The sequence below is a fragment of the Clostridium saccharobutylicum DSM 13864 genome (assembly GCF_000473995.1).
Taxonomy (GTDB): Bacteria; Bacillota; Clostridia; order Clostridiales; family Clostridiaceae; genus Clostridium; species Clostridium saccharobutylicum.
The window spans coordinates 1,476,983-1,502,432 of the sequence record NC_022571.1 but is presented as its reverse complement, the minus strand read 5'-3'; the positions used below and the strand labels follow the sequence as shown (position 1 = coordinate 1,502,432).

Genomic DNA, 25,450 nt, shown 5'->3' with positions numbered 1-25,450 from the left:
AACGGGCACTCTCTACTTTATCTCTAAATAAGATTTTATAACTTCTTCTAGTATCTCATCTCTTTCGAGTTTTCTTACTAAAGCTCTTGCTCCGTTGTAATTAGTAATGTAAGTAGGGTCTCCTGAAATCAAATATCCAACTAATTGATTTATAGGGTTATATCCTTTTTCTTTTAATGAATTATAAACCTCTGTTAATATTGTTTTTGTAAGATCTTCTTTATTCTTAGTAAAATCAAATTGCATTGTATGTTCAATATTATTACTCATAACACGGCTGCCTAATGCAGCTCACCCCCTTACTTTGTATCTAAGGAAACGATATCCATATTTATTATTAACTTTATATTTAAAATATATTCACTTAATCTATACTTAGATTATACTCTATATTACCTAAAAAGTATACTATTTTGCCAAAGTTTCAACTATTTTATAAGATTCGCTAATAGCTTCTTTTATTTTTTCTGGTAATTTTCCACCTGCTTGAGCCATGTCTGGTCTTCCACCACCACCGCCTCCAAGAATAGCGGATACTTCTTTAATCAACTTACCACAATGAGCTCCTTTAGCCACTGCATCTTTAGTTGCCATCGCGCAGATAATAACTTTCCCATTGTTCTCACTCATAAGTAAAACTATGCTATTGTCAACCCTATCTCTTACTTTCTCGCAAACCTCTCTCAATGCATCTGCATCAACGTCTTTTAATTCATATGATATTACATTAATATCTTTTATAGCTTTTGCTGATACTATTATATCATCTATTCCCATTGATGCAAACTTAGCCTTTAAAGCTACTATTTCTTTTTCCTTTTCTTTTAATTCCTTAACTTGTTGATCAAGCTTACCTAAAACTTCTTTTTCTGAACATTTTAATTTATTTGAAATTTCTTTTAATAAATCTTTCTTTTCATTCACAAGATTATAAGCTTCTTTGCCGATTACAGCTTCTATTCTTCTGGTTCCTGCTGCAATTCCACTTTCTGATACAATTTTAAACAATCCTATCTTACCTGTATTGTCTATATGTGTACCACCACATAGTTCCTTTGAATATTCTCCAGCCATTACCACTCTAACCTTGTCAGAATATTTATCATCAAATATTCCTATTGCTCCAGTATTCTTAGCTTCTTGAAGATCCATAACCTTTGTTACAACAGGAGTTACACTTGTGATTGCTTCATTAACTAACTCCTCAACTTTAATAATTTCCTCTTCTGTCATTCCTTCGAAATGAGAAAAGTCAAATCTTAATCTATCACTACTTACATATGATCCTGCTTGATGTACATGGGAACCAAGAACTTCAACTAACGCTCTATCTAATAAGTGAGTTGCAGTATGATGTTTCTTTATACTTTCACGTCTTTCTTTATCTACTTCTAAACTCACTTTATCATTAACTTTAACTTCACCAGACAAAACTTCAGCAAAATGAATTATTTTTCCACCAATGTTTTTCTTAGTATCAACTATCTTAGCTTTAAAGCTGTCATTGAATATATAACCAGTATCACCTATTTGTCCTCCCATTTCAGCATAGAATGGAGTGATATCAGTAACTATAATAGCTTTATTCCCTTCAGTTATACTATCTACAAAATCTTCACCTTCAATTAGTACTTTAACTTCTGCTGTCAGCTTATCATTTTCATATCCATCAAAAATAGTTTCAATATCTGCACCTATAGAATCTGAAATTTTTACGTCTGCTCCCATATAATTAGATGTCTTTCTTGCGCTTCTAGCTCTTTCTCTTTGAATTTTCATTTCTTCATGGAAGTCTTCTTCTTTTAAAGAGAGCCCTTCATCTTCCAATATTTCTTTTGTTAATTCCATTGGAAATCCAAATGTATCGTATAACTTAAATGCATCAGCACCTTTAAGAACTTTCTCATTATTTTCTTTTAATTCACTTATAAATCCATTTAAAATTTCCATTCCTGAATCTAAAGTTTCTCTAAATTTATCTTCTTCTATTTTTATTACCTTTTTAATATATTCTTTTCTCGACAATAATTCTGGATATGCACTACTACAATCTCTAATCACTATATCACATAAATTACAAAGGAACGCATCTTTGATTCCTAAAGTTTTTCCATGTCTTGCTGCTCTTCTAAGAAGTCTTCTTAAAACATATCCTCTTCCTTCATTAGATGGCATTATATCGTCTGAAATCATAAATGTTATAGATCTTATATGGTCAGTTATAATTCTTAAAGAAACATCACTCTTATAATCTTCTCCATATTTAACCTTTGCAATGTTACCAACTTCTTTTAATATGTTTTCTAATGTATCAATTTCAAATATGCTATTTTTATTTTGCATTACAACAGCAAGTCTTTCAAGTCCCATTCCTGTATCTATATTGGTACTTGCAAGTTTTTCATAATTGCCTTTTCCATCTCCGTCAAATTGAGTAAACACAAGATTCCACACTTCAATAATTTTATCTGCATCTGATAATTCTACAAATTCTTCTGCATTAGCAGGAACTTCTTCTGTTCTACTAAAATGAATTTCTGTACATGGACCACAAGGACCAGCACCATGCTCCCAGAAGTTATCTTCTTTGCCTAATCTGAATATATGAGTTTTATCTACATCTGTAAGTGTAGTCCAAAATTCATATGCTTCATCATCATCTAAATATATTGTTACATATAATTTTTCCTTAGGAATCTGTAAAACTTCTGTTAAGAATTCCCACGCCCATGGAATTACTTCCTTTTTAAAATAGTCTCCAAAAGAAAAGTTTCCAAGCATTTCAAAAAAAGTACCATGTCTACTTGTTATCCCTACATTCTCAATATCTCCAGTCCTTACACACTTTTGGCAAGTTGTAACTCTTGTTCTTGGCGGTTCTTGTAATCCTGTGAAATAAGGCTTTAACGGAGCCATTCCTGCATTAATTAGTAATAAACTCTTATCATTTTTTGGAACTAGCGAAAAACTATCTATCTTTAAATGTCCTTTACTTTCAAAGAACTTTAAGTAAGCTTCTCTCAAGTCATTTGTTTTTGTAATTTTCATAAATATTCCTCCATGTATGTAATTAGGGATAAGAAAAAACTACCAACTTCAAAGTGCAATATATATTACGGTCAAAAACAAAATATATCTACATAATAACAATTATTACTTGAATATATTAGTAAAGTATAACCTCTAAATACATCAGCATACTAACTTAGCATTTTTGAACATCCCTTGTATATAAAATCAAAAATTATCTAAACAAAATAAAAAGCTTTCTCCCTAAAAAAAATAAGGGACGAAAGCTAAAATTCCGCGGTACCACCCTAATTATGTATAAATTTATACATCACTTAGTAATTTATAGCTCCTAGGTAGCTTCGAAGTAATATAGCAAGAAGTTTTCACCATCCACTTCCTCTCTTAGTGTCTACACTAAATCTACTTTTCCTATTCATCGCTTAATATTTTATTATTTTATTATTTTATCAAAATTATATTTCATATAAATAATTATGTCAATATCCAACTTTATTACCTACATTATTCTTAATTTAACTTTATTTTTAAATTTTGTTAATTATTGATTATGTTTTAAACTTTTAAAACAAATAATAATTTATATCATCATATAGGACTTTTAACATAACAGCGATAGGCACAACCAATATCATTCCTACAAAACCACCAAGTTTATCTCCTATTAATAATAATATTATTATTACAAACGGATGTATATCAGTGCTATCCCCAGTTATCTTAGGGCATAAAATATTTCCCTCTATCTGCTGAATTATAAACATTCCCAGAACAATCCAAAGTGCTTTAATAGGTGAATCGAGAAGTGCTACTACTACTGCGGGTACAGCACCAAATATTGGGCCAAAATATGGTATTATATTAAATATTGCATTTAATATTGAAATCCATAATGGAAATTTAACTCTAAATATTATGAGTAAAATAAATGTTAGTACTCCTATAAACCCACACAATAACAGTTGACTTGCAATATATCTTGTTAATATTTTATCTATATCATTTAAAATTTTTTTAACTATCGTTCTTTTTTCTGTTGGCAATAGTAATAAAACCTTATTATATATTCTATCACCATCGCAAAGAAAATAATACATCATAATAGGAACAATAGCAAAAGTTATTAAATTACTACTAATTTTTATAAGATTATTTATAGCATTTTCAGAAAAATTCGCTAAAATCAAATTCCCTTTTTCTAAGATTTCATTATATAGTGTATTAGCTCCAGGAATATGCGCCAAATTAAATTTTTCATATATGCCTTCTAAAAAACTTTCTATATTATCAAATATATTGCTTACGTTTGATATCTCTGTAAATAATGTTGGCATTATTGAAATAATACAAGTAATGCACATCCCAATTATCATCAATATAACTAATATAGATGCTGCTCTCTTACTAAGTTTAAATTTAGCTTCAAAAATACTTCTAATAGGATTTAATGTGTACGCTAAAACAAAAGATATTAAAATAATATTTATAGTTGTTTTTATCGAACTATTAAAATAATACAATGTAATAAGCCCTAAAATGCATAATAAAATTATTATTAGTAAAATTGTTTTATGCTTTCTTACTTCCATGATAACTTTCAATATTATGAGGCATAGATTTAAACAAAACGCCCTCATTTCCTGTATATAATATGTATTTTTCTCCCAATATGCATCTATTTAATAGAATTATTTCCTTCCCCTTTATCATCTTATCTATTAATCCTGAACTTATTACTATACCTTTTATTGAATAATCTTGTTTATCTATTATCAAGTCCTCCAATACTCCTTTTACACTTCCTAATGTATCTATAACCTCCATATCCTTGATTTCTTTAAATTCTAATCCATTATCTTTTTTTATATCATTTATAATTACATCTTCACCTATATCTATAACATCTTCCATGGCAACATAATCTTTCTTAGAAAACAAAACATGATTTGATATTTTAAAACCCAAAATTTTTCCCAAATAAAAATCTATATACAAATCTTCTATTGTTCCGATTTTTTTACCATCAACATTATAAACTTTTTTTAAATAGAAATCTCTAGTTTTAAACATTATTTCCCTCCATGATTTTAATACTTATATATTACCCATTAAAAAGGAAAATAATTCTTTTTAAGATAAAAATAAATTTCACAATTTATAATAATTTGCCTGTAATTTAACAAAGCCACCTCAAATTTCTTCGAGGTAGCTTTGTTAAATTATAACATCAATATAACTTTAAAGTATACTTTCGATTATTCCACCACCAACTACAATCTCTCCATCATAAAACACAACGGATTGACCTTTAGTTATTGCTCTTTGCTTTTCTTCAAAAGAAACTTTAACTCTTCCATTCTCTAATGGATAAAGGACAGCCTTTGCAGGCTTAGCAGAATATCTAATCTTAGCTTCAACTTTCATTTCTTTTTCTAATTTATCAAAAGGTATAAAGTTAACATCGGTTGCTATTAAATCGGTTTTGAATACTTCATCTTCTGATCCTATTATAACTTCATTAGTTTTTGCATTTATTCCAGTTACAAAAACCGGCCTGCCAAGCGCAAGACCAAGTCCTTTTCTTTGTCCTATAGTATAATATACAATTCCTTTATGTTTTCCAAGTATATTTCCATTTCTATCAACAAAATTTCCCATTCTAACTCTATCAGGTTTTGATTCCGAAATATACTTTCCATGATTATTATCAGATATAAAACATATTTCTTCACTATCTTTTTTATTATGAACAGCTAAACCAATTTCTTTGGCTATTTCTCTTATTTTAGTTTTTTCATAATCACCACAAGGCATTAATGTATGTGCTAATTGATCTTGTGTAAAATTATATAAAGCATATGTTTGATCTTTACGATCGTCATCAGATCTAATCAAAAGATATCTACCATCACGCTTCTCAATTTTAGCATAATGACCTGTAGCAACATAATCTGCACCTATTCCTCTAGCTCTTCTTAAAAGTTCATCAAATTTTAGATGTTTATTACACTCAATACAAGGGTTAGGCGTTTTTCCATCTATATATTCTTGAACAAAATAATCAATAACTTTTTCTTTAAAATAATCCCTAAAATTTAAAACATAAAAAGGTATATCTAATTTATCACATACTCTTCTTGCATCTTCGACAGCTGAAAGGGAACAGCATCCCCCTTCACGTTCTTCGAATTCCTTGTCTTCTTGCCAAATCTGCATTGTCGCTCCGATAACTTCATATCCTTGCTCTTTCAATAAGTATGCTGCAACAGAACTATCTACTCCCCCACTCATACCTACTAAAACTTTTTTCTTCATATTTTCACCTATTATTCTCCATGTACCATATCATGTAAGTCATCGCCATGTTCTTCCATTGGCTTTGCTTCTAAACCATTGTTCACTCTATAATCATTTATAGCTTTATGAATAGCTTCTTCTGCAAGCACTGAACAATGCATTTTTACTGGTGGAAGCCCATCTAATGCTTCTGCTACAGCTTTATTAGTTAATTCCCATGCTTCATCTAAAGTTTTTCCTTTAATTAATTCAGTTGCCATTGATGATGATGCAATAGCTGATCCACAACCAAAAGTCTTAAATTTAACATCTTTAATGATGTTATCTTCAACCTTTAAGTATATTTTCATTATATCTCCACACTTAGCATTTCCTACTTCACCCACACCATTTGCATCTGGTATTTCTCCAACATTTCTTGGATTTTGGAAATGTTCCATTACTTTTTCACTATATATCATATTAATTTTCCCCTTTCTTAATGAAGTCATCCCATAATGGTGACATATTTCTTAATCTTTCAATAATTGGTGGTACAACGTCAAGCACGTAATCTACATCTTCTTCACTTGATCCTTCACCCATTGTAAGTCTTAATGATCCATGAGCAATTTCATGCGGAAGTCCTATAGCAAGTAATACATGAGATGGGTCTAACGATCCTGATGTACAAGCACTACCACTTGATGCACATACCCCCTTAAAATCTAGTGATAGAAGAATAGATTCTCCTTCAATAAATCTAAAGCATACATTCACATTACCTGGTAATCTTTTATCTCCTCTTGGTCCATTTAATCTAGTATATGGAATCTTTAAAAGACCATCCATCAACTTATCTCTTAAAGCAGTTAATTTTTTCATATGTTCTTCTAAATTATTATGAGCAAGTTCTATTGCTCTACCAATACCTACAATAGATGCTATATTTTCTGTTCCAGCTCTTCTATTTCTTTCTTGAGCTCCACCATGAATTAAATTATCAATTTTAATTCCTTTTTTAATATATAATACACCTATTCCCTTAGGTCCATAAATCTTATGCCCTGCTAAAGATAGCATATCTATATTCATTTCTTTAACATCCACTGGTATATTTCCAACCGCTTGCACCGCATCTGTATGGAAAAATACTTTCTTTTCCTTACAAATCTCACCGATTTCTTTTATTGGTTGGATTGTTCCTATTTCATTATTAGCAAACATAATAGACACTAATATTGTTTTATCAGTTATAGCATTTCTTAAATCATCTAAATTTATGAATCCTTCTTCATCAACATCTAGATAAGTGACATCGAATCCATTCTTCTCTAAGTATTGGCAAGTATGAAGAACTGCATGATGTTCTACTTTTGTTGTTATTATATGATTTCCTTTATTTTTGTGAGCAGAAGCAATTCCCTTGATAGCCCAGTTATCTGCTTCCGAACCACCACCTGTGAAATAAACTTCATCTGGTAAACAATTTAATGCTTTTGCAACTTGCTCTCTAGCTTTATCTATAGCTTTTTTTGTTTCTCTTGATATTCCATAAAATGAAGATGGGTTTCCAAACTTTTGAGTGAAGTAAGGTAACATTTCTTCTAGCACTTCAGGCTTAACATAAGTTGTAGCCGAATAGTCCATATATACATTTTTCATAATTATTCACTCCTATCCGCAATCTTGATACCAATATTATTTTTCTTAATTTCTTCATAGTCATCTAGTATGTCTTGCAATGTTATTGAATTCATGACACCATCTATGCTATTTTTAATCTTTTCCCACACTGCTTTTGTTGCACAGCAATCTGAGCTCTCACACTCAACGCCATCAATGCAGTCTGCTATTTCAATTGGCCCTTCTAAAATAGTCATAATATCGCCAACCGTTATTTCCGATGGTGGCTTACATAAAACATATCCACCTTGAGCCCCTCTTATACTTCTTATAATATTTGCACGTCTAAGAGGGCTAAATAGTTGTTCTAAATAGTACTCAGAAAGATTTTCTCTCTTTGATATTGTTTTTATTGAAACAGGGGCATCACCATAATTAGATGCTAAATCAACCATAGCCCTAACTCCATATCTTCCTTTTGTTGAAAGTTTCATTTTCCTCACCCCTTTTTATATTCGATAATAATTTTCATTTATATCTTACCAAAGTACTCGGCTTTTGTCAAACATAATTATTATTTTTTTATTTCTGTCCAATATTTCCTTATACTTTCTTCATATTTATTATGTTGTTCCTCATAATAAACTCTGTCTTTTAATTCTTTTGGTAAGTATTCCTGTTCTACATAATGATTTTTATAATCATGCGGATACTTGTATCCTCCAACTCCAAGCTTCGCTGCTCCTGAATAATGTGCATCCTTCAAATGCATAGGTACGTCTCCAAAATTAATGTTTTCTAAATCATTCATAGCAGAATTAATTGCTAAATAAGCACTATTTGATTTAGGAAGAGTTGATAAATATATAACTATTTCTGATAATATTATTCTCGCCTCAGGTAATCCCACCTTTAACGCTAATTCCACTCCTGAATTAACAACCGATAATGCACTTGGTGAAGAAAGCCCTATATCTTCTGCTGCAATTACACACATTCGTCTAATTATACCCGTTAAATTTCCACCTTTAATTAATCTAGCCAAATAATGAACTGCTGCATTTGCATCACTACCTCTAATACTTTTTTGAAGTGCACTTAATAAATTATAAAATTCATCTCCGCTACTATCACTTCTCATATTAGACTGACCCAAACTTTCTATATATTCTTTTGAAATCTGCCTAACTAATTTGACCTGAGAATTTATTCCCAATTCTAAAATATTATACGCTTTTCTATAATCCCCTTGTGAAATATCTGAAATATATTTAAGTGCTTCATCTGAATACTCAACTTCAATTCCTTTATCTATTAATTTTCTTATGGATTTTTCAAGACCAACTACAATATCAGACGCTTCGAGCGGCTTAAATTGAAATATATTACACCTACTTATTATAGCTTTATGTATAACAAAATATGGGTTTTCAGTTGTACTTGCAATTAAAGTTATTCTTCCATCCTCAATAAACTCAAGTAGTGCTTGTTGTTGTTTTTTATTAAAATGTTGAAGCTCATCTATGTATAAAACCACTCCAGTATAACTAATCAAATTATCCATATTATTAGTTATGTCTTGAATATCTTTTACTGATGCAGTAGTAGCATTTAACTTATAAAACTTTTTATCAACATAATTAGCCATTATATTGGCTAAAGTTGTTTTTCCAGTGCCAGGTGGTCCATAAAATATACAGTTACATATATTCTTGCTATTTATCAAATTGTATAATGGCTTTCCTTTGCTTAGTATATGTTGTTGCCCAACAAAATCTTCTAATTTAGTTGGTCTCATTGAGTCTGCCAACGGTCTCATATTATCACCTCTTTATGCCATTATAATTACATTCAAATCGTATTTTATATATTTTTAAAAATAATAAAGTTTTCCAAAAATTATTTATTTCTAAGATTCCTAAATAAGTAACATTATAGCATAAAAACTATATTATTTTGATAATTTTATGTAAATTTCTAAAAAAGATTAAATTCATGTCCAATTTTTTACACACATTGGTGCTGAACTTTATTTTTAACTATAAGCAGCCAAAGTTATTTTACTAATTGAGAAAATTTCATAATTAAGTTAATTGTAAGTTTATATTTATTATGTGATAAAAAGCATAAAAATAACAAGTCAATATTTAATAAAGTTTATTTTCCAGCCTCTTAGATCCTATAATGCTTATAAAATCATCTTATATTTTTAGTTTTTAATTATAAATTTATAAAAAAAGATTGCACAATAAATTTATTTAATGAAATTATATAAAACTGATACTTTATTTATTAAACAGCTCATTATAAATACTGTTTATACAAAAAAATTTATAAAATTTCATTAAATTAAATTACGCCAATCTATAACACTAAATAATTCAATTTATATTATAATTATATTGGTAACGATCTATGTCCTATGCCTATAACAACCTCATCCAAATGTAATAATCCAATACTTAAAAATATGCAAACAGATATATGTTCTCCACCTCTTGCAATACCAATTTTCCCTCCAACATTTTGTCCGCTAGCTTTGTTAGATATTTGAATTATCGCATCTCTTGTTGCTCCTATTACAGCTCCTTCATGTAAATGTTCTTCCCTAATCAATCCGTTCCTTTTAGATGCAACCAAAGCACTCTCTAATATTTTAGATACAGATGAATTAATATTACCTCCTATATTTACTGCTGTAACTTTTATACCTTTTTGTGAATATATCTTTTTAAATTCATCTTCTTCACTTCTATCGCATACCGCCATTTTTGTAGCAATCTTAGCAATTTTTGTACTATTACTTTCCATATATGAGCACCTCCAATTAGACATAAGCAAAAATAATAAACCAAAAATGCGATGCATATAACGCGTTAGACAAGGATATAAATTTAGCTCATAGCGGTTCCAATTAGCTAAATTTGCTTATAAACAGATAACCAAAAGTAATGCTCGAATTTTTATATTTGGTTAGCAGAATTTTCACACATTGCAATCTTTGATTTTGTGCGAATCGCTTACTCAGCGAGCATATGCAAGTCGGGCTTTCTTTATATGATGCAGAATAAACAAGCATACTGGTATATTATTTTTTTATTGTACCTTAACTCTATATATTATTATATCACACGAAAATTTAAAAAACATTTACAAAAAAAGATATAAAATTTAAGATAAATTTCTTAAATTTCATACCTTTTCTTTATAACATAAAAATATAAGTTATAATTTCATTAATAAAAATTTCCCATTTTTCTAAACTTATTATATCTTTCATTAACTAAAGAGTCTAAGTCCATTTTTCTTAATTCCCCTAAAGAATCTATTAAGCATTTTTTCATAAACTCAACAGTCTTAAGTGGATTTTTATGCGCTCCACCTCTAGGTTCTTTAATTATATCATCAATTATATTGAAATCTTTTAAATTCTTAGCAGTAATTTTCATAACTTCTGCTGCTTCTTTAACTCTAGTAGCATCTTTCCACAATATCGATGCAAATCCTTCTGGCGAAAGAACTGAATATATTGAATGTTCTAACATAAAAACTCTATCAGCAACTGCTAAAGCGAGTGCGCCGCCACTGCCACCTTCACCAGTAACTATTGATATAACAGGTGTCTTTATTCTACTCAATTCAAAAAGATTATTTGCTATAGCTTGACCTTGGCCTCTTTCTTCTGCACCAAGCCCTGGAAATGCACCTGGAGTATCAACAAAACAAATTATAGGTCTTTTAAATTTTTCAGCCTGCTTCATAAGCCTTAGCGCTTTTCTATATCCCTCTGGATTTGGCATTCCAAAGTTTCTTTCTATATTTTCAGAAGTATTTGAACCTTTTGTTATCGCTATAACTGTAACATTTATATCATTAAGAGATGCTATTCCGCCAATTATAGACTTATCATCTCCAAATGCTCTATCACCATGAAATTCAATAAAATCTTTAAACAGATTATCTATATAGTATTTACCTGTTGGTCTGTCTTTATGCCTTGCAATTTCAACACTATCCCATGCTACAGAACTAACTGTAATAAAATCTTTATTCATAATTTCTCACTCCATGTAAAATAAGAATTTTATATATACATGCTCTCATATCTTTTCTTTGAACAATGGCATCAACAAATCCCTTCTCAAGTAGGAATTCTGCCTTTTGGAAATTATCTGGGAGACTTTCTTTAATTGTATTTTCGATTACTCTTCTTCCTGCAAATCCAACTAATGCATTAGGTTCACTTAAAATAATATCACCTTCCATGGCAAAACTTGCAGTTACTCCGCCAGTTGTTGGATCTGTTAATACAGAAATATATAAAAGTCCTGCTTGATCATGTCTAGCTAATGCTGCACTCACCTTTGCCATTTGCATAAGTGAAAAAATTCCTTCTTGCATTCTAGCTCCACCAGATGTGGTGAAAATAATAACTGGTAACTTTTGTTCTGTAGCATATTCAATCAATCTAGTGATTTTTTCTCCTACTACAGTTCCCATACTTCCCATCATAAAAAAGCTATCCATAATCGCACAAGCCACTTCTATACCGTTTAGTTTCCCAATACCAGTAACAACTGCTTCTGAACTTTCTGTTTTAGATTTACTTTTCTTCATTTTCTCTTCATATCCTTGGAAATTAAGAGGATTTGTTGTTTTTAAATCCTTCCAAAGTTCTTTAAAAGTATCTTTATCAAAGAAAATTTTTATTCTTTCTTTTGCGTTTAATCTAAAGTGATGACCACAATTTGTGCAAACGTATTTTGAATTTTCTAAATCCTCATAATAAATCATACCGTTACAATTATCGCATTTTGTCCACATACCAGAAGGAATATTAGGCTTCTCTTCTGGTACACTTTTTTTTAATGCTGACGGCTTTACAGTTGCATATTGCCTTTTTATAAACAAATCCTTAAGCATTCTTCTTCACCATCTTTTCTGCTAAAAATGAAGTATCGTATTCTCCCTTTAAGAATTCTTCACTTTCAAGTATAGAAAGTTCAAAATTAATATTAGTTTGTACTCCGCCTACTGCAAATTCAGATAATGCCCTATTCATTTTAATAATAGCTTCATTTCTATCATTTCCAAAAGTAATTACTTTAGCTATCATAGAATCGTAACAATGAGGTATTTTATATCCGCAGAATATAGCTGAATCTATTCTTACTCCCATACCACCTGGTAAACAAAGTTCCTCGATTTTACCAGGACAAGGTCTAAAATCATGATCAGGATCTTCTGCATTTACTCTACATTCTATTGCATGGCCTTTAAGCTTGATGTCTTCTTGTGTATATCTTAGTTTTTCTCCTGAAGCTATTCGTAGCTGTTCTTTTACCAAATCTACACCAGTAATCATTTCAGTTATTGGATGTTCTACTTGTATTCTAGTATTCATTTCCATGAAATAAAAATTGTTATCTTTATCGAATAAAAACTCTATAGTTCCAGCATTTTTATAATCTACTGCAAGAGCTGCTTTCTTAGCAATTTCGCCCATCTTAGAACGTAATTCTTCAGTCAATACATTAGATGGTGCTTCTTCTAAAACCTTTTGGTTTTTTCTTTGCATTGAACATTCTCTTTCACCTAAATGTATTACATTCCCATATTCATCAGCTAATATTTGAAATTCAATATGTTTTGGTTTTTGAACAAACTTTTCTAAATATAAATTGTCATCACCAAAACAAGCTTTTGCTTCAGCTTTAGCAGTTTTAAATCCCATTAAGAATTCTTCATCGTTATTCGCAATTCTTATTCCTTTTCCACCGCCACCTGCAGATGCTTTTATCATTATAGGATATCCAATTTCCTTAGCTAACTCCAAAGCATGTTCTTCGTTTCTTATTTCTCCTTCATATCCTGGTACTACAGGAACTCCAGAAAATTTCATAATTTCTCTAGCCTTAGCTTTATTTCCTATAAAGTCAATAGTCTCATGATCAGGTCCTATAAATTTTATATTGCATTGCCTACACATCTTTGCAAATTTAGAGTTTTCTGATAAAAAACCAAATCCAGGATGTATAGCGTCAGCTCCAGTTAAAACACATGCACTTAAAATATTAGTTATATTCAAATAACTGTCTTTAGGCATTGCTGGACCAATACATACAGCTTCATCTGCTAATTGTGTATGAAGTGCTTCTTTATCTATTTCAGAATAAACAGCAACTGTACGTATTCCCATTTCTTTGCAAGCTCTAATTATTCTAACAGCAATTTCTCCTCTGTTTGCAATTAGCACTTTTTTAAACATTTCTATCACCTATCCTATAGCAAATAATATTTCAGCTTCACAAGCCACTTTACCATCAACTGTTGCTATTCCTTTTCCAATTCCAATAGGTCCCTTAAGTTTTATAATTTCGCAATATAAATCTAATCTATCTCCTGGTACTACTTTATTTTTAAATCTTACTTTATTAGTACCTGCAAATAACGGAGTTTTTCCTTTAAACTTTTCCATTGAAAGAATAGCAACCGCGCCTGCTTGTGATAATGCTTCAATTTGCAAAACACCAGGCATAATTGGTTCATTTGGGTAATGACCTTGGAAAAATGCTTCATTCGCAGAAACATTTTTATATCCTCTTACAAACATTTTGTCTTCAATATCCATTTCAGTTACTCTATCTATTAATAACATTGGATATCTATGAGGCAAAATTTCTTTTATTTCTTTTATATTAAGCAATTTCTATTCCCCCTTAATTTTGAATAATGGCTGTCCGTACTCTACCATATCTCCATCATTAACTAAACATTTGACAATTGTTCCATCAAATTCACTTTCTATCTCATTCATAAGCTTCATGGCTTCAATTATACAAATAATTTTTCCTTTAGAAATCTCATCTCCAACTTTTACAAATGCTGGGCTTTCAGGAGAAGCTGATGAATAGAATGTTCCTACCATTGGTGAAGTTATAACACTTGTGTTTTCATCATCTTCTTTTTCTTGAGCAACTTCTTTTTCGACTTTTTTTACTTCTTCTTTTTTTACAGGAATATTTTCTGAAGTTGCTATTGAAACAACAGGACTATTAATAGTTTTTGTATTATTTAAATTAGTATCACTAACTCCCCTGTTAAATGACTTATCCATTTTTATATGATCATTCCCATTAGAAAGTTCAAAAAATGCTAAATCTGAAGAGTTGACTAAATTTATAAGTTCTTTAATATTTTCAAATTCCATGACTTAACCTCCTGACTATTCATTCCACTTTTTTAAAACTAAAGTTGCATTATGACCACCAAATCCTAATGAATTAGTTAAAGCATATTCTGCATTTTGCTTTCTTCCAACATTCGGTACATAATCTAAATCTAATCCTTCATCAGGTGTTTCATAACCTATTGTTGGCGGAATAAACCCTTCTTGAAGAACCTTTGCACATATTATTGTTTCAATAGCTCCCGCTGCACCTAAAAGATGACCTGTCATTGATTTTGTAGAAGATATTGGAACCTCAGTATTTTCACCAAACACTTTTTTTATTGCTGCAGTTTCAAATTTATCATTTAATTGTGTTGAAGTTCCATGTGCATTTATATATGAAATATCTTCTGGTTTAATTCCTGCTTCCTCGATAGCATCTACCATTGCTTTTGCTGCGCCACTACCATCTGGTGCAGGTGATGTTATATGATAAGCATCACAAGTTGAACCATATCCTACAACTTCTGCTATTATATTCGCACCTCTAGCTTGTGCATGTTCTAATGATTCAAGTACTACAAGTCCTGCACCTTCACCCATTACAAATCCACTTCTATCTTTATCAAAAGGAATAGACGCTTTCTTTGGATTATTGTCTGTATTTAATGCCTTCATGCTATTAAATCCTGTAACTCCTAATCTAGTTATAGGCGCTTCTGCTCCACCAGCAAGCATTACATCTGCATAACCATGTTTTATTAATCTAAATGAATCACCAATATTATTTGTACCAGTAGCACATGCAGTTACTACTGATGTACAAGGTCCTTTTAATCCATATTTAATTGCTACATTTCCTGCTCCTAAATTTATTATTGTCATAGGAACAAAAAATGGAGATACTCTCTTAGATTTTCCAGTAGCTATTTTACTAGCTTCAGTTTCAATAGTTTCAAATCCACCTATTCCAGATCCTAGCATAACTCCGAATCTATCCAAATTTTCTTTTTCTAAATCTATTCCAGAATTTTTTATAGCTTCATCTGATGCAACTAAACCAAATTGAGCAAATCTATCTAATCTCTTTGACTCTTTTTTACCTATTAATGTATCAGCATCAAAATCTTTAACTTCTGCCGCAATCTTTACATCAATTAAATCTTGATCTATTAAAGTAATGAAATCTATTCCTAATTTGCCTTCTTTAGCATTATTCCAAAATGTATTAACATCATTTCCTATAGGAGTTAGTGCTCCCATTCCTGTAATAACAACTCTTCTTTCCATAATCCTACTCTTCCTCCATTACATTAACATTCCACCGTCAACTTGGATAACTTGACCTGTAACATAGTCTGAAGCTTCACTTGAAAGAAAAGCTACAACATTTGCAACATCTTCTGGTTTTCCTAATTTCTTAAGTGGTATGTTTTTCTTAACTTCTTCTTTATATTTATCTCCTAAAGATTCTGTCATATCAGTTTCAATGTAACCTGGTGCTACAGCATTGACATTAATTCCTCTTGATCCAACTTCCTTCGCAAGAGATTTTGTCATACCAATTACCCCTGCTTTAGAAGCCGAGTAATTTACTTGACCAGCATTTCCTGAAATTCCAACTACTGATGAAAGATTTATTATCTTCCCATGTTTTTGTTTAACCATGATTGGAGTAATGCATTTTAAACAATTAAATACTCCTTTTAAATTTATGTCAATAACAGTATCAAAATCTTCTTCCTTCATTCTAAGAATTAATGTATCCTTAGTAATTCCAGCATTGTTTACCATGATATCTATGCATCCAAACTTTTCTTTAGCTACTGATACAAGATTTTCCACTTCATCTAATTTAGAAATGTCACCTTTTACACTTATAACATCTACACCCATATCTTTTATAAGATTTTCTACTTCCTTGACTTCTTTTTCGCTACTTCTATAATTTAAAACTATATTCGCACCAAGTGATGCTAATTTTAATGCGACTGCTTTTCCGATTCCTCTTGCTGCACCTGTAATAACTGCACATTTTCCTTTTAGCATATAATTGTCTCCTTCTCTTTTAAAACATTTTATTACATATTCTATAAATCCAAAAAAATTAATCTATAATTCCAAAATTTTATGCTTTTAACTTGTTGATTGTATTATCTAATGATTGCATATCTTCAACATTTAAAAGATTAGCACTCTTATTTATTTTCTTAACAAAACCTCTCAATGCTTTTCCAGGTCCAACTTCAATAAATGTATCTACTCCACTATCAATCATATGATTTATAGTCTTTTCAAAAAGCACTGAAGATCTTATATGTCTTTTTAATAAATCTTTAATGTCATCATTTTTATCATATGGAAGTCCCTTAACATTTGAATATACTATTTTATTTACTTCTCCAATATTAGCAGTTTTTATAGTATTATAAAATTCTTCACTTGCTTGTGCTAGTAATGAACTATGGAATGGACCACTAACTTTTAATGGTATTCCTAATCCCCCAAGCTCTTTCGCAATTTTAACTGCTTCTTCTACAGCTTTATTTTCTCCCGAAACAGATACTTGACCTGGGCAATTGAAATTAGCACCTTCTATTATACCAAATTTTCCAGCTCTATCTAATAGTTCTTTTAATTTTTCATCATTTAACTTTAATATAGCAGCCATTGTTCCTAATCCTTCTGGCAATGCACTACCCATTATTCTTCCTCTTTCTTTTACAAGTAATAATCCATCTTCTAAAGAAAGTGCTCCTCCATATATTAATGATGAATATTCACCTAAACTAAGTCCTGCAGTATAATCAGCACTTATTCCATTAATCTCTAATGCTTTTAATGCAATAAGTGAAGCAACAAGAATCGTTGGTTGTGCATTTTCTGTTGCAGTTAATAATTCCTCAGGTCCTTCAAACATTAATTTTTTTATAGGCATATCTAAAATTTCTTCACTTTTATCCAAAATCGCTTTACATTCTGATATATTTTCACAAAGTTCCTTAGCCATTCCAACAGTTTGAACTCCTTGGCCTGGAAAAAGAAAAGCTGTTTTACTTTTATTCATATTTACCTCCAAATAGTTTAAATCTTTCTTCTGCTCCCTTAAACAATTCTTCGATTATTTCTTTACTTGTTTGTTCTTTATTAATTAAACCTGCAATTTGCCCTGACATAAGTGACCCATTATCTACATCGCCTTCTACAACTGCTTTTCTTAATGCCCCTATTCCAAGTTTTTCAATTTCTTCAACTGGCATTCCTTCTTTTTCTAACTTTAAATAAGTTCTTGCAAGTTTGTTTCTAAGAACCCTCACTGGATGTCCTGTACATCTTCCAGTAACTTCTGTATCTATATCATTTGCTTTTAATATTTTGTCTTTATAATTTTGATGAACTGTACATTCTTTTGCTACTAAAAATCTTGTTCCAACTTGAATCCCTTCAGCTCCTAACATAAATGCCGCAGCTACTCCTCTGCCATCTCCAATACCACCTGCTCCTATAACTGGCACATTAACTGCATCTACAACTTGTGGAACTAAAGTCATTGTTGTTAACTGACCTACATGACCTCCTGATTCAGTCCCTTCTGCAATAATTGCATCTGCCCCTGCTTTTTCCATTCTTTTAGCAAGCGCAACTGATGCTACTACTGGTATAACCTTTATATTATGTTTTTTCCATTTTTCCATAAATTTTCCAGGACTACCCGCACCTGTTGTTACAACTGCAACCTCTTCTTCACATACTAAATCTGCTATCTCATCTGCATTTTCTGCCATTAACATTATGTTTACTCCAAATGGCTTATTAGTTAACTTTTTAGTTTCCTTAATTTGTTCTCTTACCCATTCTGTTGGTGCTGCACCTGTTATTATTCCAAGTCCACCTGCTTCACTTACAGCTGCTGCTAACGATGCATCTGCAATTCTTGCCATACCACCTTGAAATATAGGGTATTTTATTTTTAATAGTTCACATACTCTATTTCTTTCCATAAAAAGTTCCTCCTGCCACTAACAATATAACAACATTATCAAATGTTGCATTTACTACATTTAATGGAATAATTTTATTTTAAATCTGACCATATTATAGGATTATATATCTACAATAATAAATAGATTTTACTATTATAAAATTTATTTATCAATCTAATTGCTAAAAATTCAAAATAAGTTCATATTTGGACTAAAAAAACACGTTTATTTTTTATTTTTTTCTACATATTCTACTGCATCTTTTATAGTCTTTAATCCTTCAACCTCTTCAATTTGTATATCATATTTTTCTTCAAGTTCAATTACAATTTGAAATAAATCCAAAGAATCAGCTCCTAATTCTTCAAATGTTGTTTCTAATTTAACTTCATCCTTTTCATTTCCCAATTGTTCACATATAACTTCTCTTATCTCTTCAAATAACATGATATCCCCTCCATAATTCCATTTATATAATAATCATTTTGATTTATATTTACATTTTTACCATTCTAACAGTGTAGATCCGTAAGTTAATCCCCCACCAAATGCAACCAAAATAATTTTATCTCCTTTTTTTAACAGACCTTTTTCATACATTTCATTTAATGCTATTGGAACTGTTGCTGATGATGTATTAGCAACTTTATCCAAATTTATATAAAACTTATCTATATTTAAATTTAATTTTGCAGCTGCTAATTCTATAATTCTAGAATTTGCTTGATGAGGAACTATATATTTAATTTCTTCTAATGAAATATTTGTATCTTTAATAACTTCATTTACAGCTTCTTCTATTGCACCTACTGCAAATTTAAATACTTCTCTTCCATTCATTTTTATATATTTATCTTTTAATATTTTTTCTTTAGAAAAAGGAGTATCAATGTCTGGCCCACCTATAGTCAGTGCATTCCCTTTCTTTCCATCTGCTCTTAAATATGATTTAATAATACCTTTTGTTTCACTTTGTTTCAATACAGCTGCTCCGCCGCCATCACCAAATAAAATGCAAGTTCCTCTATCCGTCCAATCTGTTACTTTAGAAAGAACTTCAGCACCAACCACTAAAGCATTTTTATAGTTCATAGAATTCATCAATCCCTTTGCTATTTCCAAGGCATATACAAACCCTGAACATGCAACACTTATATCAAAGCAAGCTGCCTTATCTGCATCTAAGTTACTTTGCACTAAACACGCAGCTGATGGAATAAACATATCAGGACTAATAGTTGCAACTATTATCAATTCCAAATCTTTTGCATCAACTCCTGCTCTCTCAAGTGCAATTTTAGCTGCTTTTGTAGCTATATCAGAAGTATTTTCTCCTTCTGAAATTCTTCTTTCACTAACTCCTGTTCTTTGAACTATCCATTCATCATTTGTTTCAACAAGTTCACTTATTCTATCGTTAGTAACTACTAAAGAAGGTAGATAAGCTCCAATCCCAGCAATTTTAACATTATTCATAGTTTTCTCCTTTTACTATTTCAATTCATATTTTTCTTTAAAGAAATTATTTATTTTATTTAAAGAAGAAATTAGCATTTTTTCCTCCATTTCACTTAATCCATCTATTGATGTATTAACCATATCTTCATGAAACTTCTCATGGAGTCTAAATGCTAATTTCCCCTTTTTTGTTAGTTTAACTAATACAACTCTTCTGTCTTCTTCTGTTCTTTTTCTTTCTACATACTCTTTTTTGATTAATTTACTAATCGCAGTTGTTAAAGTACCTACAGTAATTTTCAATCTTTGAGCTACTTCCGACATAGTCCTTTCATTATACATTCCAATAGCCTCTATTGTATGCACTTCTGTAATGGAAAGATCTGAAAGTACACCATTTTTCAAAGCATATTCTTCGATTTGTAAGACATCACTAAATAACTGCACCAACAAGTCATTAATCACTGTTCTTCTTATATCCATTCACTCTTCCTCCACCCATCAATGAGACTATTTTTATCATAATAAAATAACATTGGTGCAAAAATATTTTAACATCAAATATTTTGATAATCAAAATATACTACACCAAAAATAAATTGTCAATGTTTTCTTCTTTTCCGTCAAAACCCTAGCTATCTTTTAAATTTAAGGTATATCTGTTATAATAAATAAAAAAAATCACCTAATTTTATATTTAACATAAGGGGGTGTACATACCATGACTAGAAAACTAATTTTAACTACAGTTTTGATGTTAAGTCTTACAACAATGGTTGGTTGCAACTCAACAAAACCCGAAAGTAATACTAGCTCTAATAGTAGTAATGCTCCTGTGCAACAAGAAAAATCAGATGATTCAACTTCTTCTGTAACTTCTGACACTAATACTAACACTAAGCCTAAAGAAGAAGAAAAAAAAGAAGAGACAAAAATCAACAAGGTAAAACTTTCAATTTACAATGTTAATGTTGATACTTTAGAACCTAACGAATGTGGTACTATTGAAGTTGATGAAAACTTAAGTTTAGAAAGTAAACTTAAAGCACTTTCCAAAGCTGTGTCCGAAAAAAATTTCAACAAATTACCTATCGAAATTAAATCTATCGATACTAAGAATAGCAAGAAAATAGCCACAATAAACTTAGTTGATAATGGTGCCAATAAATGGTTACCTAAATTTCAAGGCTCTACAGGTGGCACCTTAACCGCAAATACTCTAATAGAAAATTTTCTTCAATCAAACAACAAATCCAATCTAAAATGGATTGACGGCGTTAGATTTTTATACAACGGCAAAACTATAGATTATGAACATGTAGGTGATTTATCTAATATTCAATATAGAAATTAAAGAACCTTAAAAAGGACAAGTTTTTATAAAAGCTTGTCCTTTTTACGATTTTTAGCGTTTTTGTCTGAATTAATCGCCAAATTATACCAACGATAATACTAATGCAAAAATTATAAATATAATTCCCATAGCAATTAATTTACACAATACTCCAAATATATTTTGTATATCATTTATTTCAACATTTTCTAACTCTTCCGCCTTATATATTAATGTAACTTTATCACCAATTTTATATATTTTATTGCTATTGACAGCATCATACGTTATAGTTCTAATTGCCCCATTTTCTGCCTTAAATCTTATTATTGGTTTATAAACTGTTATATATAGAATTTCTTTTTCTTCACTTATAGACGCTTCGATTTTTTTTTCAAAATCTACAACTTCACCTTCAGTTCTTACCCCTGTTCTCAATAATTTTAATTTATCTATAAAAATCATAATTCCAAGTATTATAAATGTAATTCCAATAGAAATTAATAAAATGCTCACCATAAACATTCCCCCTATACATATATATGAGATGTTTATTGCATTGTTAATAATTTTTTAGAATATTTTCATTAAATAAGTTTATTTTATTTTTAGTAATATTAATAAAATAGATAATTATAAATATAATAAATTTGCATCAAAATAAAAAATATCTACTATTATATATAAGCATATCAGCATTAAAACACAAAGATTTAAAATAAAAACTTTACACCTTATAAAAATACACTCATTAATTAATTTGCACTATTTAAAATTTAAATTTTTTATTAATTCCAACGCCCTATTTTTCTTATTAGTTTTTCATATAAAAAAGATTGTATTTTTTTATTGTTTTATGTTTATTACAAATTTCTAATTGAAAAGACTTTTATATTCTTCAAGTCTCCTTATAGGATTTAATTCCTCATCTTTTTTCATATAATCTAAAAATGATTCGTCTAATTCTATACACTTCTTTATATCTTCAAATGCCAATAAAACTTCTCCTATGTTTACATAAAAACATGCCCTATTGTAATATAAAAAACCTTCATCTTTATTTTCTGTTATACCTTCATTAATTACCTCTATAGCTTTATAAAACTCTCCATTTTCTCTATATATAACAGCTAAATTCAAATAACTATATGGATATTTAGGATTTATTTTTATTGATCTTTCATAACACTTAATACTATCATATGTGGAATTTAATTTATTTAAAATAACTCCTTTATTAAAAAATATCTTATAATTATTAGAATCTATTTTTAATGCTTTATCAATATATAATAACGCTTCTTCATTATTATCTAACTCTTCTAAAATGCACGCCAAATTAGCATATGCCCATAAATCTGTTTTATTCAATTCTATAACTTTTTTATAATTTTCAATAGCTTTATTTTTTTCACCTAATTCATCATATATATTAGCTAGAAAAAAATATCCTTTATCATAATTTGGATCTTTTTCGATTGCTTTTTTATAATATCTTTTTGCCCTATACAATTCATTATTTTCATCATAAATTACAGCTAATCCATAGTAAGCTCTAGCATCATCTTCATCTAATTTCAGTACTTCAAAATACTTTTCTTCCGCCTCATTTTTCAATCCAATCTTATCATATATTAAAGCCATATCCATCAGAAGTTCAATGTCATCTTTTCCAATTTTCAAAGCATATGCTTTTTTATAGAAACTAAGTGCTTTTAACAAATTCTTTTCTATCTTTGAGTTTCTTGCCATATTTAAATAATTAATGTATAAATAATTTTTATTTTTCATTATATTGTTTCACCTTTATTATTTTTAAATGAATAAAATAAATTTTAATTTTTTAGTAGTTATTAAATCTAATAATATTTTAATTTAATACATTATGCTATTTTTTTATTTTATTCTCTTAATATTTATATTTTACTACATTTATTTATCAGCTATATTAATGTAGATATTTTTACAATATCATAATTATTTTTTTATATCAACTATGATAATCCAATTTTTCTTTGGACTGTTTGACTACAGATTGTTTTAAATAAAAAACAAAAAAATAAGTCATATAGATATTAATATTTTTTCTTATCTAGATAACTTATTTTTTATGTTTGTAACTTTTAAATAATGTCTGTTTTTTACATATGTGTTCCTATATCTGTTCTACAATATGCTCCTTCAAATTGAACATACTTAATATTATTGTAAGCGTCTTTTCTAGCCTCTTCAGTATCTTTTCCAAGACCTATAACCGATAATACTCTGCCACCATTAGTCTTTAAAATACCATTTTCAAATTTAGCACCTGCCAAAAACACCTTATCTTTAACTTTTTCATCTATCTTTATTTCATAGCCTTTAGTGAAATTACCTGGATATCCATTAGATGCTAGAACAACATTAATGCAAACTCCATCTTTCCACTTTATTTCTATTTTATCTAGTTCTTCTCTTAAAGCTGCTTCTATAACTTCTACTAAATCACTTTCCATTAAATAAAGAACTGATTGAGTTTCAGGATCTCCCATTCTTACATTATATTCTAAAAGATACGTTCCTTTTTTAGTTATCATAATTCCAAAGAATATAATTCCCTTATAATCAAATCCCTCTTCTTTAATTCCATTTAATGTTTTAGCCATTATATTCTCTTCAAACTCTTTCATTACCGCTTCTGTAACATACGGATTTGGGGCTAAAACTCCCATTCCACCTGTATTTGGACCTTTACCACCATCAAAAATTTGCTTATGATCTTTTCCTGATATAAATGGAATTATTGTTTTCCCGTCTGTTATAGAAAGAATTGAAGCTTCTACCCCTTCTAAGAATTCTTCAATCACTATAGTTTGGCCTGCACCATTAAATATATCCTCTACCATATATGATTTTACAGCTTCTTCAGCTTCTTGTTTATTAGCACATATAGCAACACCTTTACCTGCTGCAAGTCCATCAGCTTTAACAACTGTTGGATATTCACAAATTTCTAAATATTTAAGAGCTTCATCTACATTAGTAAATGTTTCATATTGAGCTGTTTTAACTCCATATTTTTTCATAAATTCCTTAGAAAAACTCTTACTACCTTCAAGTTTTGCACCATTTTCAGCTGGTCCAAATATTTTTAATCCTTCTTTTTTAAATTTGTTTACTATACCCTTTGTTAAAGGATCTTCTGGTCCTACTACAGTAAGATCTACATTTTCATTTTGTGCAAATTTAACTAATTCATCAATATCAGTGATGTTTACATTTTCACATTTATTTTCAATTGCTGTACCACCATTACCTGGTGCAACAAATATTTTTTCTACCTTTTTACTTTGTGCAAATTTCCAAGCTAAAGCATGTTCTCTACCACCGGAACCAATTAAAAGAAGTTTCATAAATACATACCTCCAAAATTTTAATTATTATCTTTTTGAATATAGCTAGAAGAAATTACTTAAATTAATTCTAACATTTTTAATCCCTATATAAATGAAGAAAGTCCTACGAAATTTTAGATTACTCTTTCTAAAAACATCGTAAGATTTTTATTCTTCATTTTAGTTTGTAGAATTAAAA

Annotated in this window: 26 protein-coding genes and 1 other annotated feature; of the genes, 1 reads left to right on the top strand and 25 read right to left on the bottom strand. The window is 29.6% G+C overall.

Translation table 11 applies throughout. The features are described 5' to 3' along the window. Positions 1 to 12: 12 nt before the first annotated feature. The 22 genes from CLSA_RS06485 to CLSA_RS06380 all read right to left on the bottom strand — a co-directional run bounded on the left by CLSA_RS06485 (position 13) and on the right by CLSA_RS06380 (position 21,027). The gene (locus tag CLSA_RS06485) at positions 13 to 270 is read right to left on the bottom strand and encodes an IreB family regulatory phosphoprotein (RefSeq protein ID WP_022744613.1); all 258 of its coding nucleotides are present in this window, start codon (positions 268 to 270) and stop codon (positions 13 to 15) included. A gap of 138 nt (positions 271 to 408) precedes the next feature. Beyond that, on the bottom strand, positions 409 to 3,048 hold the full coding sequence (gene alaS, locus CLSA_RS06480) for an alanine--tRNA ligase (protein WP_022744612.1): 2,640 nt from the start codon (positions 3,046 to 3,048) through the stop codon (positions 409 to 411). A gap of 234 nt (positions 3,049 to 3,282) precedes the next feature. After that, positions 3,283 to 3,458: a binding site (T-box leader), on the bottom strand. 135 nt (positions 3,459 to 3,593) lie between these two features. Further along, on the bottom strand, positions 3,594 to 4,619 hold the full coding sequence (locus CLSA_RS06475) for an AI-2E family transporter (protein WP_041716135.1): 1,026 nt from the start codon (positions 4,617 to 4,619) through the stop codon (positions 3,594 to 3,596). Beyond that, positions 4,600 to 5,100 carry a PRC-barrel domain-containing protein gene (locus tag CLSA_RS06470; RefSeq protein WP_022744610.1) on the bottom strand — a complete coding sequence of 167 codons (501 nt, stop codon included), beginning with the start codon at positions 5,098 to 5,100 and terminating at the stop codon, positions 4,600 to 4,602. Before CLSA_RS06470 ends, CLSA_RS06475 begins: the two co-directional genes overlap by 20 nt. Before the next feature lie 168 nt (positions 5,101 to 5,268). Next, positions 5,269 to 6,345 carry a tRNA 2-thiouridine(34) synthase MnmA gene (mnmA, locus tag CLSA_RS06465; protein WP_022744609.1) on the bottom strand — a complete coding sequence of 359 codons (1,077 nt, stop codon included), beginning with the start codon at positions 6,343 to 6,345 and terminating at the stop codon, positions 5,269 to 5,271. A gap of 11 nt (positions 6,346 to 6,356) precedes the next feature. Continuing rightward, a complete protein-coding gene (gene nifU / locus CLSA_RS06460) occupies positions 6,357 to 6,788 on the bottom strand; it encodes a Fe-S cluster assembly scaffold protein NifU (RefSeq protein ID WP_022744608.1) in 432 nt (143 codons plus the stop codon). A 1-nt stretch (position 6,789) separates the two neighbouring features. Beyond that, on the bottom strand, positions 6,790 to 7,971 hold the full coding sequence (gene nifS, locus CLSA_RS06455) for a cysteine desulfurase NifS (RefSeq protein WP_022744607.1): 1,182 nt from the start codon (positions 7,969 to 7,971) through the stop codon (positions 6,790 to 6,792). Between the two features lie 2 nt (positions 7,972 to 7,973). Continuing rightward, complete coding sequence (locus tag CLSA_RS06450; RefSeq protein ID WP_022744606.1) at positions 7,974 to 8,426, bottom strand: RrF2 family transcriptional regulator; 453 nt, start codon at positions 8,424 to 8,426, stop codon at positions 7,974 to 7,976. Between the two features lie 80 nt (positions 8,427 to 8,506). Then, the gene (locus CLSA_RS06445; RefSeq protein WP_022744605.1) at positions 8,507 to 9,751 is read right to left on the bottom strand and encodes a replication-associated recombination protein A; all 1,245 of its coding nucleotides are present in this window, start codon (positions 9,749 to 9,751) and stop codon (positions 8,507 to 8,509) included. A 578-nt stretch (positions 9,752 to 10,329) separates the two neighbouring features. After that, on the bottom strand, positions 10,330 to 10,743 hold the full coding sequence (locus tag CLSA_RS06440) for a HutP family protein (RefSeq protein ID WP_022744604.1): 414 nt from the start codon (positions 10,741 to 10,743) through the stop codon (positions 10,330 to 10,332). Positions 10,744 to 11,168: 425 nt separating this feature from the next. After that, complete coding sequence (locus CLSA_RS06435; protein WP_022744603.1) at positions 11,169 to 11,987, bottom strand: acetyl-CoA carboxylase carboxyltransferase subunit alpha; 819 nt, start codon at positions 11,985 to 11,987, stop codon at positions 11,169 to 11,171. After that, entirely contained in the window at positions 11,980 to 12,855 is an 876-nt protein-coding gene (gene accD / locus CLSA_RS06430) for an acetyl-CoA carboxylase, carboxyltransferase subunit beta (RefSeq protein WP_022744602.1), read from the bottom strand. Before accD ends, CLSA_RS06435 begins: the two co-directional genes overlap by 8 nt. Next, positions 12,848 to 14,200 carry an acetyl-CoA carboxylase biotin carboxylase subunit gene (locus CLSA_RS06425; protein ID WP_022744601.1) on the bottom strand — a complete coding sequence of 451 codons (1,353 nt, stop codon included), beginning with the start codon at positions 14,198 to 14,200 and terminating at the stop codon, positions 12,848 to 12,850. The genes accD and CLSA_RS06425 overlap by 8 nt, the downstream gene beginning before the upstream one ends. A 9-nt stretch (positions 14,201 to 14,209) precedes the next feature. Beyond that, positions 14,210 to 14,638 (bottom strand): 3-hydroxyacyl-ACP dehydratase FabZ, encoded by a 429-nt coding sequence (gene fabZ, locus CLSA_RS06420; RefSeq protein WP_022744600.1) that lies wholly within the window; start codon positions 14,636 to 14,638, stop codon positions 14,210 to 14,212. 3 nt (positions 14,639 to 14,641) lie between these two features. Continuing rightward, positions 14,642 to 15,142 (bottom strand): acetyl-CoA carboxylase biotin carboxyl carrier protein, encoded by a 501-nt coding sequence (accB, locus tag CLSA_RS06415; protein ID WP_022744599.1) that lies wholly within the window; start codon positions 15,140 to 15,142, stop codon positions 14,642 to 14,644. Between the two features lie 15 nt (positions 15,143 to 15,157). After that, on the bottom strand, positions 15,158 to 16,393 hold the full coding sequence (gene fabF / locus CLSA_RS06410; RefSeq protein WP_022744598.1) for a beta-ketoacyl-ACP synthase II: 1,236 nt from the start codon (positions 16,391 to 16,393) through the stop codon (positions 15,158 to 15,160). 18 nt (positions 16,394 to 16,411) lie between these two features. Continuing rightward, positions 16,412 to 17,152, bottom strand: coding sequence for a 3-oxoacyl-[acyl-carrier-protein] reductase (fabG, locus tag CLSA_RS06405; RefSeq protein WP_022744597.1), 741 nt, complete (start codon positions 17,150 to 17,152; stop codon positions 16,412 to 16,414). 79 nt (positions 17,153 to 17,231) lie between these two features. After that, positions 17,232 to 18,170 (bottom strand): ACP S-malonyltransferase, encoded by a 939-nt coding sequence (gene fabD, locus CLSA_RS06400; protein ID WP_022744596.1) that lies wholly within the window; start codon positions 18,168 to 18,170, stop codon positions 17,232 to 17,234. Beyond that, on the bottom strand, positions 18,163 to 19,104 hold the full coding sequence (gene fabK / locus CLSA_RS06395) for an enoyl-[acyl-carrier-protein] reductase FabK (RefSeq protein WP_022744595.1): 942 nt from the start codon (positions 19,102 to 19,104) through the stop codon (positions 18,163 to 18,165). Before fabK ends, fabD begins: the two co-directional genes overlap by 8 nt. A 207-nt stretch (positions 19,105 to 19,311) precedes the next feature. Continuing rightward, positions 19,312 to 19,533: an acyl carrier protein gene (locus CLSA_RS06390; protein WP_022744594.1), complete on the bottom strand. Its 222-nt coding sequence runs from the start codon at positions 19,531 to 19,533 to the stop codon at positions 19,312 to 19,314. Between the two features lie 57 nt (positions 19,534 to 19,590). Beyond that, positions 19,591 to 20,562, bottom strand: coding sequence for a beta-ketoacyl-ACP synthase III (locus CLSA_RS06385; RefSeq protein ID WP_022744593.1), 972 nt, complete (start codon positions 20,560 to 20,562; stop codon positions 19,591 to 19,593). A 15-nt stretch (positions 20,563 to 20,577) separates the two neighbouring features. After that, positions 20,578 to 21,027, bottom strand: coding sequence for a MarR family winged helix-turn-helix transcriptional regulator (locus tag CLSA_RS06380; protein WP_022744592.1), 450 nt, complete (start codon positions 21,025 to 21,027; stop codon positions 20,578 to 20,580). Between the two features lie 238 nt (positions 21,028 to 21,265). Between CLSA_RS06380 and CLSA_RS06375 the strand changes: the two genes are divergently transcribed. Then, on the top strand, positions 21,266 to 21,898 hold the full coding sequence (locus tag CLSA_RS06375) for a hypothetical protein (RefSeq protein WP_022744591.1): 633 nt from the start codon (positions 21,266 to 21,268) through the stop codon (positions 21,896 to 21,898). Between the two features lie 81 nt (positions 21,899 to 21,979). On the opposite strand, the gene CLSA_RS06370 is transcribed toward CLSA_RS06375, so the two are convergent. The 3 genes from CLSA_RS06370 to purD form a co-directional block, all read right to left on the bottom strand. Beyond that, positions 21,980 to 22,396 (bottom strand): DUF3592 domain-containing protein, encoded by a 417-nt coding sequence (locus CLSA_RS06370; protein ID WP_022744590.1) that lies wholly within the window; start codon positions 22,394 to 22,396, stop codon positions 21,980 to 21,982. A gap of 354 nt (positions 22,397 to 22,750) precedes the next feature. After that, positions 22,751 to 23,668 carry a tetratricopeptide repeat protein gene (locus CLSA_RS06365; RefSeq protein WP_022744589.1) on the bottom strand — a complete coding sequence of 306 codons (918 nt, stop codon included), beginning with the start codon at positions 23,666 to 23,668 and terminating at the stop codon, positions 22,751 to 22,753. 350 nt (positions 23,669 to 24,018) lie between these two features. After that, complete coding sequence (purD, locus tag CLSA_RS06360; protein WP_022744588.1) at positions 24,019 to 25,269, bottom strand: phosphoribosylamine--glycine ligase; 1,251 nt, start codon at positions 25,267 to 25,269, stop codon at positions 24,019 to 24,021. Positions 25,270 to 25,450: the final 181 nt, after the last annotated feature.

Excerpts from the sequence above, each read along its gene's own strand:
- CLSA_RS06485 (WP_022744613.1), bottom strand. The coding sequence starts at position 270 with ATGAGTAATAATATTGAACATACAATGCAATTTGATTTTACTAAGAAT.
- alaS (WP_022744612.1), bottom strand. The coding sequence starts at position 3,048 with ATGAAAATTACAAAAACAAATGACTTGAGAGAAGCTTACTTAAAGTTC.
- CLSA_RS06475 (WP_041716135.1), bottom strand. The coding sequence starts at position 4,619 with ATGGAAGTAAGAAAGCATAAAACAATTTTACTAATAATAATTTTATTA.
- CLSA_RS06470 (WP_022744610.1), bottom strand. The coding sequence starts at position 5,100 with ATGTTTAAAACTAGAGATTTCTATTTAAAAAAAGTTTATAATGTTGAT.
- mnmA (WP_022744609.1), bottom strand. The coding sequence starts at position 6,345 with ATGAAGAAAAAAGTTTTAGTAGGTATGAGTGGGGGAGTAGATAGTTCT.
- nifU (WP_022744608.1), bottom strand. The coding sequence starts at position 6,788 with ATGATATATAGTGAAAAAGTAATGGAACATTTCCAAAATCCAAGAAAT.
- nifS (WP_022744607.1), bottom strand. The coding sequence starts at position 7,971 with ATGAAAAATGTATATATGGACTATTCGGCTACAACTTATGTTAAGCCT.
- CLSA_RS06450 (WP_022744606.1), bottom strand. The coding sequence starts at position 8,426 with ATGAAACTTTCAACAAAAGGAAGATATGGAGTTAGGGCTATGGTTGAT.
- CLSA_RS06445 (WP_022744605.1), bottom strand. The coding sequence starts at position 9,751 with ATGAGACCGTTGGCAGACTCAATGAGACCAACTAAATTAGAAGATTTT.
- CLSA_RS06440 (WP_022744604.1), bottom strand. The coding sequence starts at position 10,743 with ATGGAAAGTAATAGTACAAAAATTGCTAAGATTGCTACAAAAATGGCG.
- CLSA_RS06435 (WP_022744603.1), bottom strand. The coding sequence starts at position 11,987 with ATGAATAAAGATTTTATTACAGTTAGTTCTGTAGCATGGGATAGTGTT.
- accD (WP_022744602.1), bottom strand. The coding sequence starts at position 12,855 with ATGCTTAAGGATTTGTTTATAAAAAGGCAATATGCAACTGTAAAGCCG.
- CLSA_RS06425 (WP_022744601.1), bottom strand. The coding sequence starts at position 14,200 with ATGTTTAAAAAAGTGCTAATTGCAAACAGAGGAGAAATTGCTGTTAGA.
- accB (WP_022744599.1), bottom strand. The coding sequence starts at position 15,142 with ATGGAATTTGAAAATATTAAAGAACTTATAAATTTAGTCAACTCTTCA.
- fabF (WP_022744598.1), bottom strand. The coding sequence starts at position 16,393 with ATGGAAAGAAGAGTTGTTATTACAGGAATGGGAGCACTAACTCCTATA.
- fabG (WP_022744597.1), bottom strand. The coding sequence starts at position 17,152 with ATGCTAAAAGGAAAATGTGCAGTTATTACAGGTGCAGCAAGAGGAATC.
- fabD (WP_022744596.1), bottom strand. The coding sequence starts at position 18,170 with ATGAATAAAAGTAAAACAGCTTTTCTTTTTCCAGGCCAAGGAGTTCAA.
- fabK (WP_022744595.1), bottom strand. The coding sequence starts at position 19,104 with ATGGAAAGAAATAGAGTATGTGAACTATTAAAAATAAAATACCCTATA.
- CLSA_RS06390 (WP_022744594.1), bottom strand. The coding sequence starts at position 19,533 with ATGTTATTTGAAGAGATAAGAGAAGTTATATGTGAACAATTGGGAAAT.
- CLSA_RS06385 (WP_022744593.1), bottom strand. The coding sequence starts at position 20,562 with ATGAATAATGTTAAAATTGCTGGGATTGGAGCTTATCTACCTTCTTTA.
- CLSA_RS06380 (WP_022744592.1), bottom strand. The coding sequence starts at position 21,027 with ATGGATATAAGAAGAACAGTGATTAATGACTTGTTGGTGCAGTTATTT.
- CLSA_RS06375 (WP_022744591.1), top strand. The coding sequence starts at position 21,266 with ATGACTAGAAAACTAATTTTAACTACAGTTTTGATGTTAAGTCTTACA.
- CLSA_RS06370 (WP_022744590.1), bottom strand. The coding sequence starts at position 22,396 with ATGGTGAGCATTTTATTAATTTCTATTGGAATTACATTTATAATACTT.
- CLSA_RS06365 (WP_022744589.1), bottom strand. The coding sequence starts at position 23,668 with ATGAAAAATAAAAATTATTTATACATTAATTATTTAAATATGGCAAGA.
- purD (WP_022744588.1), bottom strand. The coding sequence starts at position 25,269 with ATGAAACTTCTTTTAATTGGTTCCGGTGGTAGAGAACATGCTTTAGCT.